The sequence below is a fragment of the Muriicola marianensis genome, assembly GCF_014638095.1.
Taxonomy (GTDB): Bacteria; Bacteroidota; Bacteroidia; order Flavobacteriales; family Flavobacteriaceae; genus Muriicola; species Muriicola marianensis.
The window spans coordinates 207,996-224,733 of record NZ_BMFH01000002.1; the positions used below are offsets into that span (position 1 = coordinate 207,996).

Below are 16,738 nucleotides of genomic sequence, written 5' to 3' on the forward strand. Positions count from 1 at the left end.
CGATTTAGATTAAACACCGACCTTTGAAGCCGATGCTTTTGGGATCGAAATGTACGCAAAATAGCAGGATATGCAGCATACTTCTGAACAATACGACTCGGTAATTACCCGGTGTAAGGAGTTGTTCGATAAGAAAATGAAGGACTACGGGAGTGCCTGGCGTATTTTGCGGCTTCCCTCCCTCACAGATCAGATCTTTATCAAGGCTCAGCGGATACGCAGCCTGCAGGAGAAGGAGGTTCGTAAGGTTGATGAGGATGAGCGTTCAGAGTTTATCGGGATCATCAATTACTCCATCATGGCCCTTATTCAGATTGAAAAAGGGGTGGTGGAACAGCCGGACCTCTCCCCTTCAGAGGCATCCGGACTGTACGACCGGTTTGCCAAAGAGACCAAGAGCCTGATGGAAGACAAGAACCATGACTACGGGGAGGCCTGGAGGGATATGAGGGTGAGTTCACTCACCGACCTTATCCTGCAAAAACTGCTCCGGGTAAAACAAATAGAAGACAATCAGGGGGTCACCCTTGTCAGTGAAGGCATCGCTGCCAATTACCAGGATATTATCAACTACGCGGTCTTTGCCATGATCCACCTGGAGGAAGAAACCGCATGATATAGCATATATTGTGAAGATCGTAATCACCCTATCAAGAATTTTTGTCGGAGTCCTGTTCATTCTTTCAGGATTGATCAAGCTAAACGACCCTGTGGGGTTCTCCTTTAAACTCGAAGAGTATTTTAGTCCGGCCGTACTCGATCTGCCGTTTTTTACTCCATATGCACTCGCCATGGCCATTTTTCTGGTTATTCTGGAAGTAGTGCTGGGTGTACTCCTGCTGCTAGGGTATCAGAAGCGCATCACTCTGTGGAGTTTACTGGGGATGATCGTATTTTTTACCTTCCTGACCTTCTATTCGGCCTATTTTAACAAGGTCACGGATTGCGGGTGTTTTGGGGATGCGATTAAGCTAACCCCCTGGGAATCGTTTAGCAAGGATGTGGTCCTGCTGTTCCTTATCCTGCTCCTGCTCTATGGTCAAAAACACATAGTCCCGATCTTCAGTACCAGGATCTCCCTCGCGGTGGTTCTTGCATCCATAATAGCTTGTAGCCTTTTTGTGAACCAGGTGATCAACCACTTACCTGCATTGGATTTCAGGCCCTATAAAATTGGAGCCAATATACCTGATGGCATGGTGGTTCCTCCTGATGCCCCTAAAGCGATCTTCGAATACGCCTGGACCTTCGACGTGAATGGAACGGAGAAAACCATAGTGACTAATGGGGAGTATCCCACCGTTGATGGAGAATTCATCGGGGTGGAGACGAAAGAGATCCAAAAAGGATATGAGCCTCCTATCCACGACTTCACTATAGAAGAAGACGGAGAAGACAGGGCGGCCGAATTCATGGCAGTACCCAGGCTGGTCATGGTTGTGGCATACGATCTGGCCAAGAGTGACGTCGGTGCATTCGACAGCATAAAAGAGATAACCGACAGGGCCCTGGATAAGGGCTACAAGGTGATAGGAGTATCTGCATCCAACGAGGCCTTGAGCAAAAGATATATAGACGAGTTTCAACTGAACTTCCAATTTTACTTTACCGATGAGACCGCCCTGAAGACCATAATCAGGTCGAACCCGGGAGTCCTGGTCCTGGAAAAAGGAACCATCAGGGAGAAAGTCCATTTTAACGACCTGGACGAACTCACTTTCAACTAAATGAAATCAACAGCACCATGAGAAGAAAAATAGTAGCCGGCAACTGGAAAATGAATAAGAACAGGGAGGAGACAGCCCAACTTATTTCGGAATTGAAAACTGCCATAAAAAAATCGGATGCGGAGGTGATCATCGCTCCTACCTTTGTGAATCTGGCCGAATCTGCAGGTAAACTCAAGGGCTCTTTTATACAGGTCGCAGCACAGAATATGCACTTCGCAGAGAGCGGGGCCTATACAGGGGAGATCTCGGCAGACATGCTCAAATCAATAGGGGTGAGTACGGTCATACTGGGTCATTCCGAGAGACGTGCCTATTTTGGTGAGGACGACAGCCTCCTGGCAAAAAAAGTGGACGCCGCTTTAAAGGCAGGGATGCGGATCATCTTTTGTTTTGGGGAAGAACTCGAACAACGCAAAAGCGGAGAGCATTTTAAGGTGGTGGAGAGCCAATTGAAGAATGCGCTCTTCCATTTGAAGGCTGCTTCCTGGAAACACATCGTCCTTGCCTATGAACCCGTATGGGCCATCGGTACCGGTGAGACCGCTTCTCCCGAACAGGCCCAGGAAATGCACGCCTTTATCCGCAAGACGATCGCCCGTACTTATAGCGATGATATTGCCCAGGGGGTGACCATCCTGTACGGAGGGAGCGTCAAACCCGGGAATGCCGAAGAGATCTTTTCCAAAGTCGATGTGGATGGCGGACTCATCGGAGGAGCGTCTCTGGTCGCTGCCGATTTCGCAGCCATTGTGGCTGCAGCCCGATAGAAATGAGCTATCCCTATCTTGAATACACTTTTAAAGTCAATCCTGCCGATCCCGGCAGAGACATTCTGCTGGCCGAATTGTCTGCCCTCCCTTTTGAGAGTTTTGAGGAGACAGAAAACGGATTAAAAGCCTACGTGCGTAAGACCGACTGGCGGGAGGAACTTTTAAAGGAGGTGCACCTGCTTGAAAATCCTGCTTTCGAGGTTTCCTACCGATGGCAGGAAATCCCTCCCGAAAACTGGAATGAACGATGGGAGACCCACTTCGAGCCCATCGAGATAGATGAAAGGTGCCGGGTTCGGGCCCCATTCCACATACAAAAAGATGTGCAGTTCGACATCCTGATCGAACCCAAGATGAGCTTTGGTACCGGACACCATGCAACCACGCATATGATGCTGGAATTCCTCCTGGATATGGACCTGGCAGGAAAAACCGTGCTGGATATGGGGTGTGGAACCGCAGTGCTGGCTATTCTTGCATCCATGAAGGGGGCCTCAGAGATCGATGCTGTTGACATTGATCCCTGGAGTTATGAGAATGCTTTGGAGAATGCTGAGAAAAACGGGCAGGAAAGGATCAGGGTCTATCAGGGTGACTCCTCTGCCATTCCGCAAAAGAAATACGACCTGATACTGGCGAATATCAACAGGAATGTATTGATCGATGATATCCCTGTATATGTGGATCACCTGGAAGCTGGAGGGTGTTTGCTGCTGAGTGGATTTTACGACAACGATCTGAAAAGTATTACTGCCCACTGTAATGCACACGGATTAAAGCTCGACAACAAAAAGGAAAGGAATTCCTGGGTAGCCGTGAAGTTTCTCTTGGGTTAACCTGTGCGTATTCAAATACTCCTAGATTCTACGGGACGATTCAATCGATTAGCCCCGAATTCGCAAGTCCGAAAAATTATTATATTAGTAAAAATTCTCGGCTATGGGTCAAAAAGAAAAATTCTCAGAAGAGGTATTGCTCGAAGAAGTAACGGTTAAACAACATGAGATCGTCCTCTTCAACGATGATGTGAACACCTTTGATCACGTTATTGAGACGCTAATCAGTGTCTGCGATCACACCCCCGAACAGGCAGAACAGTGTTCTCTCATCGTTCACTACAATGGCAAATGCACCGTCAAGACAGGAGAATACGACGATCTGAAACCGAGGTGCACTAAATTACTACAGGCCGGTCTGAGTGCAGAACTGGTCTGAACAGAATATTCCGGTGATCTCTATTCCTCAGGGATCTATACAGACAGCTGTATTTAAAGCTTTCCAGTTGAGGCTTACTCTCCTTATCATATTGATCTCTTTTGGTATTACCTGCACCGCACAGGGTATCCCGCCTTTGCAGAATTTCACCCCTGCCCAATACGGGGGAGAGAACCAGAACTGGGATGTCGCCCAGGACGCCGGTAAGATCCTGTATATTGCCAATAGCCAGGGACTGCTCGAATTCAATGGCGCACACTGGAGTCTTTATCCCCTGCCCAATGAAAGCATAGTAAGGTCTGTCCGCGTTTTCGATGAGAAGATCTATACAGGAGGGTTCAGAGAGTTTGGATTTTGGGAACGAAATGCAATCGGCCACCTCGAATATACCTCCCTCTCCAACAGCATCAGGGAAAAAATACTTCCCGATGAAGAATTCTGGAATATTCTGAAGCTCGACCGCTTATTGGTTTTTCATTCGCTCAACCGCATATATACCTTCGATCTGGATGAACAAACCTTGAACTGGGTAGAAACGGATTCATCCCTTCCGGGAATCTTTACTATAGGACAGACTGTATATTTCCAGAGACCCGGAGAGGGCCTATTCAGTATTGAGAATGGAATAGCCACTCTTAAATTCAACACTCCGGTGTTCAGGGAAGATGAGGTGGTAAACATGTTCGAACTCGACGGGGACGTCCTGGTATTGACACGACAAAATGGATTCTATGCTATAAGGGGAGAGGTCATCGAGCCCTGGGGTTTGGATATGGACAGGGAACTGTCCGGAATGAGTATCTATTCAGCCATTGCCCTGAGGGGTGGTGGGTTCGCTTTGGGTACTATTTCCGAGGGGTTGATTCTGCTCGACAGGGAAGGGCGGTTCCAATATCAGGTAGATCAGTCGAAGGGATTGCAGAACAACACCGTACTCTCGCTATACGAAGATCAGGAAGGCAATCTCTGGCTCGGTCTCGATAACGGTCTTAGTGTGCTCAACCTAAGGTCGGCTTACCGGGTCTACCAGGATAACAGCGGGTTTATTGGCAGTGTCTACGCCGTCAGCGAAAAGGACGGATACCTCTACATGGGCACAAACCAGGGCCTGTATTATCTGGAATACGAAAAAGACCGGGATTTTCGATTGGTGCCTGGAACTGAAGGCCAGGTATGGTCCCTGGATCTGATAGGGGATACACTTTTTTGTGGTCATCACACCGGTACATACACTATCGAGGCAGGCCGGGCGAAAAAGGTGGTAGGAATAGGAGGGACCTGGGGGGTGAAAGCCCTTCCCGGCAGGACAGACCTTCTTTTGCAGGGTAATTATACAGGGCTGTATGTCCTGGAAGGAAATAACGGGACCTGGGAGTTGAGGAACAGGATCGACAATTTTTCTAATTCATCCCGATTCTTTGAGGTTTACAAAGGGGAGATCTTTGTCAATCACGAGTATAAGGGATTGTTTAGAATGAAGGTAGACGACGATTACCGGGAAGTTTCTAACCTTGAGGCCGATACCCTTCACAGGGGAGCAAATTCGGGTTTGATCAGCTATCGTGATCAGTTGCTTTTTGCCTTCAGGGACGGAGTTTTTAGTTTAGACGGCGCAAGCAGGGGATTTAAAAAGGATACGGTCCTGAGCAGTGTGCTCGAAGAAGGGGGGTATGTATCCGGGAAACTGGATTCGGACCGTGAAGGAAAAGAACTCTGGATCTTCACACAAAAGGATATCAGCAAAGTCTCTCCCGGCAATTTGAATTCCAGTCCGGTGATTCGTTCTGTCCCTTTGATGGCAGCTGACAGGGGAAACATCAATGGATACGAAAATATTTATGGTCCGGATGCTGAGGGAAGGTACATCGCCGGGTCCAATAATGGATTTATCTCCTTCGACACAGACCGACTTCCCAAGCGTAAATTCGAGGTGGGAATTCAAAAAGTTGCGGTATCGGCATATGCCAGAGGAACTTGGATTGATTTCCTTTCGGAACCCGGGACGGAAGGCAGATATTCCGACAGGGAGAACAACTTGGAGATATATTTTTACGCCCCGGTATATTCGGCCTTGATAAAGCCTAGGTTTCAGTACAGGCTTTCAGGACTGTATGAAGAATGGAGTGAATGGACAGAAGAGAAGAAGGTTTCTTTTAACAACCTGCCTCACGGGACTTACCTTTTCGAGGTACGAGCCAAAGTTGGGAATGATATCTCTACGAATACGGCAACTTATTCCTTTGTGATCGACAGGCCCTGGTATGCAACCGGATTGGCTATGGTAAGCTACTTGCTGATCGCTTTGTTCGGTGCTATTGTTATCCATAGGACTTACAGGCGCTATTACAGGAATCGGCAGCAGGAGATCATTGACGTCAATAAAAAGGAGATGGAACTGCAACGGATGCGCAATGAAAAAGAGATCGCTAACCTGAAGAACCGGCAGTTGGAAGAAGAATTCAGGAACAAGAGCAATGAACTCGCCGCCTCCACCATGAGCCTGATAAAGAAAAATGAGCTCTTGACCAGGGTGAAAGAACAATTGCTTGCCTCAGAAAAACAGGGGAGCGCATCAGTGAATCAAATCGTCAAGATCATCGATAAAAGTATCGATCAGAACGATGACTGGGAAATGTTCCTGGAAGCGTTTAACAATGCCGATCACAAATTCCTTAAGAAACTCAAGAACAAACACCCGAATCTCTCCCCTAATGACATCAAATTGTGCGCGTATCTTCGCCTCAATCTATCCTCTAAGGAGATCGCCCCATTATTGAATATCTCAACCCGAAGTGTGGAAATTAAGCGGTACCGATTGCGGAAAAAAATGAATCTCGAACATGATTCGAACCTGACAGAGTACATCATCGCCCTCTAAACAGCTATACAAGCCCGATTTTTCACCTCAACATTACCTATACAATCTGTATTTTCACTCCTTTTTGTTAAAGAAATATTAATACTCAGTTCATTGCCAAAGTCGTTATTTTCAGGGGTGTTTCCTGAATAATTGTGAAAAATACAGTAATAAAATTGCTGCTTGTATATTTTTTGTTGAGGAAGGTTATAAGGAATTACTAATAGCCTTGTCTTACCTTACGAGATCAAAATTCTCAACCGATGAAATACGTTTTAACAATTGTTCTCGCCCTGTTCACCATCTCTGGAGTACTGGCTCAGGGGATCACCGTAAGCGGAACCGTCTACGAAGCGGCACAAAGGGGTCCACTTCCAGGGGTGAATGTGGTGGTAAAGAACACCACAATTGGAACTGTAACGGATTTTGATGGAAACTTTGTCCTAACCAACCGACAGGTGGGTGACGTACTGGTCTTTTCCTACCTTGGATATATCACAACCGAGGTTGTGGTCAGGGATGCCAATCCCCTTAATGTCACCTTGCAGGAAGACGTAAATGCCCTGGACGAGGTAGTGGTCGTGGGTTATGGAACTTCCACCAAGAAAGAGATCACCGGTGCGGTTTCTGTAGTAGGAGCCGAGACGATAGAAGATTTAAATCCCCAACGGATAGAACAGGCCCTGCAGGGGCAGGTGGCAGGAGTGCAGATTACTTCTGAATCAGGTTCTCCGGGTAGTGGATCCAATATCAGGATCCGGGGTATCTCTACGAACGGGGATAACCGTCCGCTTATCCTTGTAGACGGTAACGTGATTGAGGACCTAAGTGTGATCAATCCGGGGGATATTGAAAGTATCAACATTCTGAAAGACGCGACCGCAGGGATCTACGGAGTGCGGGCTGCAAACGGGGTCATCCTGATCACCACAAAGACAGGGAAAAAGAACACAGACCTGAAGTTCAGTTATGATGCTTATGGCGGATTCCAGGAAACATCTAGGAAGATTCCTGTCCTGAACGCCACTGAATATGCTATTATTGTGAACGAAGCCTTTACCGCCGGTGGAGGTGTGCCGCCTTATCCCAATCTATTCGGATTGGGCGAAGGGACTGACTGGCAGGACGAGGTCTTTGAAACGGCTCCCATCATTAACCACAACCTTACCGTGAGTGGGGGAGGCGAGAAGTCTACCTTCTCCTTTGGATCTTCCTACCTGACACAAAACGGTATCGTAGGCGGACCTAAAGCTAATTTCCGACGACTCACAAGTCGGATCAACTTCAATTCAGACCTCTTTAAGAATTTTAAATTAACCGCTAACCTTTTATATACGGGTACGAATAGAAAGACCTTGCCTGAGAATGCCCTGGGATCGGTCCTCTTTAATGCCCTGAACAATGCTCCTACATTCTCCGTCAAGGATGACAACGGGGTTTTCACTTTATCAGAGGGACTCGGAAACGAGGTGATCAACCCCCTCGCGCAGATCGCAAATACCTTTAACGAAAATGATGTACACCGGTTGAGTGGAAAGATTGGAGGGAATTACGCATTCCTCGATAATTTCACCCTGGAGAGCAGTTTGCAATTCAACTACGCCGAGGTGACAGGCCGCTTCTTTTCTCCAACCGTTTTTTATGGATCCGGGAAGGTGTTTAACGTAGACCGGAATTTTGTGGTGGATACAAAGAATATTTTCAGGGATTACACCTGGGATACCTTTATTAATTACAATGCCGAATTCTGGGAAGACCATAGTCTGACAGCTACACTCGGGATGTCCCTTTTCCAGACCACAGGCCAGTTCGGGGGAAGCCAGGGGTTTGACATACCTGACAATAGTTTCAGCAATGCCTTTATCGAGCAATCCTCGGATGTGATCAACTTTAATGAACAGAACAACACAGTGGGCAAGTTCGATTCCAGGTTGCTCTCTTATTTTACAAGGCTTCAATACAATATAAAAGGAAAGTATCTGCTCTCCGGGATCATCCGAAGGGATGGATCGACCAATTTCGGGCCGCGTAACCGATTTGGCTACTTCCCTTCCGGGTCTGTGGGCTGGATCGTCTCAGAGGAAGGTTTTCTTCAAGACAGCAAGCTCTTCTCCTTTGTGAAACTAAGGGGAAGCTACGGGATTGTAGGAAACGACCGGATCGGGGGCAACCGCTTCCGTTCCATCCTCAACGGGGAAGGAGCCTATGTACTGGGCGGACAGTTGCTCTTCGGCCGTGCAGCCGGAGGAATCTCCAACCCTGAGATCGCATGGGAGGAACAAAAGACCCTGGATATAGGTGCAGACCTCAGACTCTTTGATAGTAAGGTGGATATCACCCTGGACTACTTCAACAAACGTACGGAAGACCTGCTGGTTTCACCTCCTGTTTCAGGTATACTTGGGGCAGCAGCTCCCGGTTCCGGTTCACCGGTCGTAAACGCCGGGACCGTGGAAAACAAAGGATTCGAATTTGTTATTGGCTATGGCAGTGATCCTACCAAGGACTTTTCTTTCGGGGTCAACTACAATGCCACCTTCCTTGAGAACGAAGTTATCTCCGTGAACAACGGAGTTGGATTTATACCCGGTGGCTCATTTGGAGTCGGCCAGGACCCACCAGCCCGTATGGAAAACGGAAAACCCCTGGGGTATTTCTTTGGTCTTCAGACCGATGGGATCTTCCAGAACCAGGCTGAGGTTGACGCTCATGCGACCCAAGCCAATGCCGCCCCCGGCGACCTGAGGTTTGTCGATATCAATGGGGACGGGGTCATAGATAACGACGACCGTACCGATATCGGAAACCCTATACCCGATGTGACCATGGGTCTGAACATTTCCCTGAACTACAAGGACTGGGATTTCACAGCCTACGCCTTCGCCTCTATAGGAAACGATATCGTCCGTAATTACGAACGTAACCAACCCCTGGTGAACCGATCTGTCTATACACTGAACCGATGGACCGGGGAGGGAACCACCAACGAATTCCCCAGGGTGACCACGGGAGCCACATCCAATATCCTGTTCTCCGATTATTTCGTGGAGGACGGCTCATTTGTCCGTCTGCAAAATGCGCAGATTGGATACACCCTCCCACGCAGGATTGTGGATAATGTAGGTATTGATCAGCTTCGGGTCTATATTTCAGGGAACAACCTGTTTACCCTGACGGAATATAGGGGCTATGATCCCAGTGCTTCTTCCGGCGCGCCCATTGGAGCCGGGATAGACCAGGGATTTTATCCGGTACCCAGGACGTACTTATTAGGGGTTAATCTAAAATTTTAATCAAGCGGTATGAAAACGAGATATATAAAAGTAGGACTTATAATGCTGGCTTCAGGATTGCTTGCTCTTTCCTGTGGGGACGACTTTGTCGACGTGCCATCTTTTGATGAGGACTCTGAGAACTTTTTCAATTCCGAATCTGACTATCAGGAAGCCCTTATTGCGGCCTATGATATGTTGCAGTCGACCTACCTCAACGTGATGGTAGGAGAGATCGCGAGCAACAACACCCTGGCCGGGGGAGAAAGCGCTACGGACGTGCCCGGCATACAGGAAATAGACGACATGACCCATACCCCTGTAAACCAGCAACTCAGGGATATCTGGAGCTGGATGTTTGCCGGAGTGAACCGCGCGAACTACATCCTGGAATTCCAGGACAAGACGGATTTCCCTGGTAAGGACGTGGTCCTTGCTGAAACGAGGTTCCTGAGGGCCTATTACTATTTTGAACTGGTTAAATGGTTTGGCCCCCTGCCTTTTAACGTGCAGGAACCGGACAGAAGGATCCTTTTCGGGGACCAGGACGTACTGGAGCGCCAGCCGGAGGAAGTCATCTACGGCCTGATTGAATCAGACCTGATCTTTGCAGCAGCCAATTTACCGGCTGTACAGGCAGAGACCGGAAGGGCTACCAAAGGTGCTGCTCAGGCGCTGTTGGGCAAGGCATATCTCTATCAGGAAAAGTTCACCGATGCCGCAGCTATTTTGGATGAAGTGATCAATACCGGCCCTTATGACCTGCTGCCGGACTACAGCACGATGTTCGAAAACTTCAACGAAAACAATATAGAATCTGTGTTTGAAGTGCAATACACTGATGTGGAAGGAGCTGGATTTGGATGTTTACAGTGTAGCGAAGGAAACGTTGCCGTTGGGTTTAACGGAATACGAAATTACACAGGTCCTGTCTTCGAATCGGGCTTCAGTTTCAACGTACCGACTCAGGAGGTCTATGATGCCTTTACTGCAAACGATGCACGGCGAGATGTGGCCATCCTTGATATTGAGGCATGGGCTGCGGCCAACCCCGAGGTTTCCTACGTGGAGGGATTTGAACATACCGGATTCTACAACCGAAAGTACATTGCTCGCCAGGGCGATCTCAACACACCTGATGCCAACCTGACCAACCCTAATAACTACAGGGCCATACGCTTTGCCGATGTCTTGCTGATGGCAGCCGAAGCCCATAACAGGACCGGCAATGATACCCAGGCTCAGCAATACCTGAACCGGGTCCGAAACAGAGCCGGTCTGGGAGATATCAATGATACTGGCACAACCCTGAGAAATGCGATCTACGACGAAAGACGACTCGAACTCGTGGGGGAAGGCCACCATTTCTTTGACCTGGTTCGTACCGGAAGGGCCGCACAGGCGATCAACGGCTTTACAGTTGGGAAACACGAATTGTTTCCCATCCCATCTATAGAAATTGAATTGGCAGGAAACCGCTGGAATCAGAATCCCGGCTATTAATAAAAAATAAACTTTGAACAAATGAAAATTCTATCCAGACTACTCGTACTCTTTTTAGTGATAAGCGGCTTCCATTCCTGTACGGAAGAGGAAACCAGCTATGTATTTGAAGGGATGTCAGCTCCTACGGAGGTCAATGCAGTATTCGATATTGCCAATGACGACTCCGGGGAGGTAAGTGTAACCCCTACGGCTAACGGAGCTGCCCTGTTCCGCATTTATTTCGGAGACCAGGAGAATGAATCTCCCACCGAGGTAGCCCCAGGTGAAACCGTAACTCATGTCTACGGGGAAGGGGAATTTACTCTCCGGATCGTAGCCGTCGGTATGACGGGACTCAAGAGTGAGTTGTCCAGGATAGTGACCATATCATTTTCTGCTCCAACCAATCTGCAGGTAGATATTGTTCAGTCTAACCCGCTAGAGGTAACCGTTACTCCTTCAGCAGAGAATGCTACTGTTTACGACATTTATTTTGGGGACGTGGAGAACGAAGAACCAACAACGATCATGAATGGGGAGTCTGCCGTTCATGTATACGCCCAGCCCGGAGATTACACCATTCGTGTGGTCGCCCGTGGAGCAGGGGCTGCTACTGCAGAGGTTTCTCAGGTATTCACCGTGGTCGATCTGCAGAATGCAGAGGCCTTTCCTATCACTTTTGAATCTAACGAGACCCTGACAGGCGTTTTCGAAGAATCAGGAGGTGTTACTGGAGCACCAATTGCCAATCCGGACTCCAACGGAAACAGCTCAGAAACGGTTTATGAATTCAACAAGGCTGACGGAGCTCCCTGGTACTCAGGTATATTCCACATCTTCTCACAGGATATGGACCTGAGCTCTAATCAGCGCTTCTCACTCAAGGTGTGGTCGCCCAAAGCCGGTGTCAACATTCGCTTCCAGATCGAAAAAGAAGGAGGCGGAGGCGGAGCCACACTCTTTGTGGATCAAACCGTGGATACAGCCAATGAATGGGTTACCCTGAGCTACGATTTCACAGGGATCGTCAACGGATCTGACGCCTATGACAAATTCGTGATCTTCCCTGATTTCGACGATATAGGCCAACCGGCAGGCGATGGGTCGATCTATTACCTTGATGATATTGACCTAACGGGCAGCTGTACTGCGGAAACCGAAGAGAACATCGATCCTGCAATGGGAGATATCAACTGGACTTTCCAAACCAATGACTTTGCCCATTCCTTTGAACCTTTTGGTGATATCAATTCTTCCATCGTCAGCAACCCGAACCCAAGTGGGATCAACACTAGCTGCAACGTACAGAGTTATATCAAAACACCCGGCTGTCAAACATGGTCCGGGGTTGGAAAAGGCCTTGCGAATGCCATTGACCTGACCACCTCTCCCAATAAGGTGTTTACCATGAAGGTGCTGGCAGAGACCCAGGTGACCGAAGTGACGCTGAGACTCGAATTTGAGCCGTTCCCTAACGTTGATCCTGCTGTGGATGTGGTACAGACCATTTCACAGGTAGGTGTGTGGGAGGAACTGGTGTTCGATTTCTCTGCCCATAGCGATAAGACATTCAAGAGTATTATCGTATACTTCGACAGGGATCAGCCTTGTGATGGTGCGGTATACTACTTTGATGACATCAAGCAGGTAGCCGATGCCGGTGGAAGCGGGGGAACTTCTCCTTCCGTTCCGGCTCCGACACCCACCCAGGCCCAGGCTGACGTGATCAATATGTACAGCAACGCTTATACTCAGGATGTGAACGTGAGCTCCTGGAGGTCTGACTGGAGTACCAGTACCCTGACCGATATCCAGATCTCAGGTAACGATACCAAGGAGTACATCGATGCGGATTTTGTGGGAGTTGAATTCTACGCTCCTGACCAGGTGGATGCTTCCGGTATGGATTTCTTCCACGTGGATGTTTGGACGCCCAATGCGACTACCTTCAGGGTGAAGCTAGTGGACCTGGGTACAGGAAGCCCCATAGAGGCTGAGATCGCCTTTGACGGCATCGCCCAGGGGCAGTGGGTCTCACTGGATATCCCGATGGCGGACTTTATAAGCGGGGGAATGAGTGCGACAAATTCCATTCAGCAACTCATCTTCTCCGGATTGCCAACGGGAGAGTTTGATTTCTATATCGACAATGTGTATTTCTACAAGGAGGCTGCTGCACCCACAGCGCCGACTGTACCTGCCCCTGATCCCACACAGGCACAGGCCGACGTGATCAACATGTACAGTGACTCCTACACCCAGGATGTGAACGTAAGCTCCTGGAGGTCTGACTGGAGCACCAGTACGCTGACCGATATCCAGATCTCTGGAAACAATACCAAGGAGTACATCGATGCGGACTTTGTAGGAGTGGAATTCTACGCCCCCGACCAGGTGGATGCCTCCGGAATGGATTTCTTCCACGTGGATGTATGGACGCCCAATGCGACTACCTTCAGGGTTAAACTGGTGGATCTGGGTACGGGAAGTCCCATCGAGGCTGAGATCGCTTTCGATGGTATCACCCAGGGGCAATGGGTATCCCTGGACATCCCAATGGCCGACTTTATAAGTGGAGGAATGAGCTCGACGAATTCTATTCAGCAGCTCATCTTCTCAGGATTGCCAACGGGAGAATTTGATTTCTACATAGATAATGTCTATTTCTATAAAGAAGTGGCTGCACCCACAGCGCCGACTGTACCTGCACCTGATCCGACCCAGGCACAGGCCGACGTGATCAACATGTACAGTAACGCCTATACGCAGGATGTGAACGTAAGCTCATGGAGGTCTGACTGGAGTACCAGTACCCTGACCGATATCCAGATCTCCGGTAACGATACCAAGGAGTACATCGATGCCGATTTTGTGGGAGTGGAATTCTATGCCCCCGATCAGGTGGATGCTTCTACCATGGATTTCTTCCACGTAGATGTATGGACCCCGAACGCGACCACCTTCAGGGTGAAGCTCGTGGATCTGGGTACAGGAAGCCCCATAGAAGCCGAGATTGCCTTTGACGGTATCGCCCAAGGGCAGTGGGTCTCCCTCGATATACCCATGGCCGACTTTATCAGTGGGGGAATGAGTGCGACAAATTCCATTCAGCAACTCATCTTCTCCGGCTTGCCAACCGGGACATTCGACTTTTACATAGACAATGTGTATTTCTATAAAATTCCACCGACATCACCGACCACGGCAGCTCCTGACCCAACAGAAGCCCAAGCCGATGTGATCAACCTGTACAGCAATGTGTATACACAGGATGTGAACGTAAGCTCGTGGAGGTCGGACTGGAGTACCAGTACCCTGACCGATATTCAGGTTGAGGGGAATGACACCAAGGAGTACATCGATGCAGACTTCGTAGGAGTTGAATTCTATGCACCAGACGCAGTTGATGCCTCCGGTATGGCTTTCTTCCACGTAGACGTATGGACTCCCAATGCCACTACCTTCAGGGTAAAACTTGTGGATTTGGGTACAGGAAGTCCCATAGAAGCAGAGATCGCCTTTGACGGGATTGCCCAGGGGCAGTGGGTCTCGCTTGACATCCCCATGGCCGACTTTATCAGTGGGGGTATGAGTGCGACCAACTCCATCCAGCAACTGATCTTTTCAGGTTTGCCAACAGGCACCTTTGACTTTTATATAGACAACGTATATTTTCACAACTAGGAATAACAAACACATCTAGTGATTATGAAGACTTTGCAAATGATTATGCGTTATTTCCTACTGCTCGCGTTTCTGGTGGGTTGCCAGGAGGACATACCCAGCCTGAGTGCCGTGGTTGTGCCTTCAAACTTAACCATTACCACAAACGTGGCCAGTGACCAGTCCGGGAACGTAACGGTAACAGCTACGGCCGATGATGCCCTGAATATCCATGTGATCTTCAAGCAAAATGCAGCGCCCGTGGTAGTGAGCCCCGGTGAGCCGGCCAGCTTCAGGTACACGCAGTCCGGACAGTATTCCCAGCTTATTACCGTAGTTGCCTTCGGAGCCGGGGGTACGGCCAGCTCTAGGAGTATTACCATAGATTTGGATGTCAAACTCCTGATCGATCAGGACATCCTTCAGAAGATTGCCGGTGACGGAACAAAAAGGTGGGTCTGGAACAAGGAGGAAACAGGACACTGGGGTGCAGATGCCGCCTTTAACGAAACGAATAACGGCTTTCAGGCGCCTCCCAATAGTATCAATCCCTGTGCCTATGACGACGTACTCACTTTCTCCTATGACGCCAATGACAATTACGGCTATCAGCTGGAGACGGGAGCAGGTGATGAGACGCTGGTGGGTTGGGCCGATGTGAATGTATTCTTCCCTAATGCCACGCCTTCCCAATTTGTCGATGAATGCCGGGATATCACCTCACCCAACAGTACAGCGGTTAAGACTCTGGATACGGATACCAGCTTTTTGATCTACGAGGAGGACGGGGACCTGTACCTGGAAGTTGAGAACAGCACCCTTTCCTTTTGGTCGGGAGCTACGCGATATAAAATCCTTGAATTGACAGAGGATTTCCTCTTTGTCAGAGGGGATCACCTGCCATTGCTGGAAACAATAGAGATTGCCTATTATCACCAGTTCAGGCCGGAGGATTACGATCCCAATGCCAGTGGGACCCAATTCGAGACCCTGGTTTGGGCCGATGAGTTCGACGTGGACGGGGCGCCTGATCCCACCAACTGGACCTATGACTTAGGGACCGGAAATAACGGGTGGGGTAATGGAGAGTTGCAATCCTACACCAGTGATCCGGAAAACGTAGTTGTGGAGAACGGTGTTCTCAAGATCACGGCCAGGGACGACGGGGCCGGGGGATATACCTCTGCCCGCGTGAAAACGGAAAACCTGAGGGAGTTCACCTACGGCCGTGTTGAGGTAAGGGCGAAATTGCCGTCTGCCACAGGTACCTGGCCAGCCATTTGGGCACTAGGTGCCAATTTTGAGACCGTAGGATGGCCAACTTGCGGCGAAATAGATATTATGGAACAGACTGGTGCAGAAAAGAATACGGTACTGAGCACCGTTCACTTTCCCGGTAATTCCGGAGGAGGTGGGATCACAGATTCAACCCCCCTTCCCACTTCAACCACGGAATTCCATGTTTATACGGTGGAATGGACGGCCGATGAGCTGAAATTCTGGATCGATGAAGAACCTGTTCATCACACGGTCACCAACGACCCCTCAAGACCTTTCAATGACGATTTCTTCTTTATCATGAATGTCGCTATGGGGGGAACCCTGGGCGGGACCGTAGATCCGTCATTCACCGCTGATACCATGGAGATAGATTATATCCGTGTATATCAATAATGAGTGTTGAGTAAAGCGGAAAGCTTAGAAAAGGGTTGGCTTACCGAGTTAACCCTTTTCTGGGCTAAAAGC

Annotated in this window: 10 protein-coding genes; all 10 read left to right on the forward strand. The window is 49.0% G+C overall.

Annotation, left to right across the window (positions count from 1 at the left end; all coding sequences use genetic code 11):
• Positions 1-70 precede the first annotated feature (70 nt).
• The 10 genes from IEV19_RS11915 (at position 71) to IEV19_RS11960 (ending at position 16,666) form a co-directional block, all read left to right on the forward strand.
• Positions 71-616 (forward strand): DUF1599 domain-containing protein, encoded by a 546-nt coding sequence (locus IEV19_RS11915; protein ID WP_188370962.1) that lies wholly within the window; start codon positions 71-73, stop codon positions 614-616.
• Between the two features lie 13 nt (positions 617-629).
• Positions 630-1,727, forward strand: coding sequence for a BT_3928 family protein (locus IEV19_RS11920; protein WP_188370963.1), 1,098 nt, complete (start codon positions 630-632; stop codon positions 1,725-1,727).
• Positions 1,728-1,744: 17 nt separating this feature from the next.
• Positions 1,745-2,497 (forward strand): triose-phosphate isomerase, encoded by a 753-nt coding sequence (gene tpiA / locus IEV19_RS11925; RefSeq protein ID WP_188370964.1) that lies wholly within the window; start codon positions 1,745-1,747, stop codon positions 2,495-2,497.
• A 2-nt stretch (positions 2,498-2,499) separates the two neighbouring features.
• The gene (gene prmA, locus IEV19_RS11930; RefSeq protein WP_188370965.1) at positions 2,500-3,336 is read left to right on the forward strand and encodes a 50S ribosomal protein L11 methyltransferase; all 837 of its coding nucleotides are present in this window, start codon (positions 2,500-2,502) and stop codon (positions 3,334-3,336) included.
• 103 nt (positions 3,337-3,439) lie between these two features.
• Complete coding sequence (locus IEV19_RS11935) at positions 3,440-3,715, forward strand: ATP-dependent Clp protease adaptor ClpS (RefSeq protein ID WP_188370966.1); 276 nt, start codon at positions 3,440-3,442, stop codon at positions 3,713-3,715.
• A complete protein-coding gene (locus tag IEV19_RS11940; protein ID WP_188370967.1) occupies positions 3,699-6,593 on the forward strand; it encodes a helix-turn-helix and ligand-binding sensor domain-containing protein in 2,895 nt (964 codons plus the stop codon). Before IEV19_RS11935 ends, IEV19_RS11940 begins: the two co-directional genes overlap by 17 nt.
• Before the next feature lie 242 nt (positions 6,594-6,835).
• A complete protein-coding gene (locus IEV19_RS11945; protein ID WP_188370968.1) occupies positions 6,836-9,865 on the forward strand; it encodes a SusC/RagA family TonB-linked outer membrane protein in 3,030 nt (1,009 codons plus the stop codon).
• A gap of 9 nt (positions 9,866-9,874) precedes the next feature.
• On the forward strand, positions 9,875-11,347 hold the full coding sequence (locus IEV19_RS11950) for a RagB/SusD family nutrient uptake outer membrane protein (protein WP_188370969.1): 1,473 nt from the start codon (positions 9,875-9,877) through the stop codon (positions 11,345-11,347).
• 21 nt (positions 11,348-11,368) lie between these two features.
• Positions 11,369-15,013, forward strand: coding sequence for a PKD domain-containing protein (locus tag IEV19_RS11955; RefSeq protein ID WP_188370970.1), 3,645 nt, complete (start codon positions 11,369-11,371; stop codon positions 15,011-15,013).
• Between the two features lie 24 nt (positions 15,014-15,037).
• On the forward strand, positions 15,038-16,666 hold the full coding sequence (locus IEV19_RS11960) for a glycoside hydrolase family 16 protein (RefSeq protein ID WP_188370971.1): 1,629 nt from the start codon (positions 15,038-15,040) through the stop codon (positions 16,664-16,666).
• Positions 16,667-16,738: the final 72 nt, after the last annotated feature.

Bases quoted from the DNA above. Each gene is read 5' to 3' on its own strand.
- IEV19_RS11915 (WP_188370962.1), top strand. From the start codon at position 71: ATGCAGCATACTTCTGAACAATACGACTCGGTAATTACCCGGTGTAAG.
- tpiA (WP_188370964.1), top strand. From the start codon at position 1,745: ATGAGAAGAAAAATAGTAGCCGGCAACTGGAAAATGAATAAGAACAGG.
- prmA (WP_188370965.1), top strand. From the start codon at position 2,500: ATGAGCTATCCCTATCTTGAATACACTTTTAAAGTCAATCCTGCCGAT.
- IEV19_RS11935 (WP_188370966.1), top strand. From the start codon at position 3,440: ATGGGTCAAAAAGAAAAATTCTCAGAAGAGGTATTGCTCGAAGAAGTA.
- IEV19_RS11945 (WP_188370968.1), top strand. From the start codon at position 6,836: ATGAAATACGTTTTAACAATTGTTCTCGCCCTGTTCACCATCTCTGGA.
- IEV19_RS11950 (WP_188370969.1), top strand. From the start codon at position 9,875: ATGAAAACGAGATATATAAAAGTAGGACTTATAATGCTGGCTTCAGGA.
- IEV19_RS11955 (WP_188370970.1), top strand. From the start codon at position 11,369: ATGAAAATTCTATCCAGACTACTCGTACTCTTTTTAGTGATAAGCGGC.
- IEV19_RS11960 (WP_188370971.1), top strand. From the start codon at position 15,038: ATGAAGACTTTGCAAATGATTATGCGTTATTTCCTACTGCTCGCGTTT.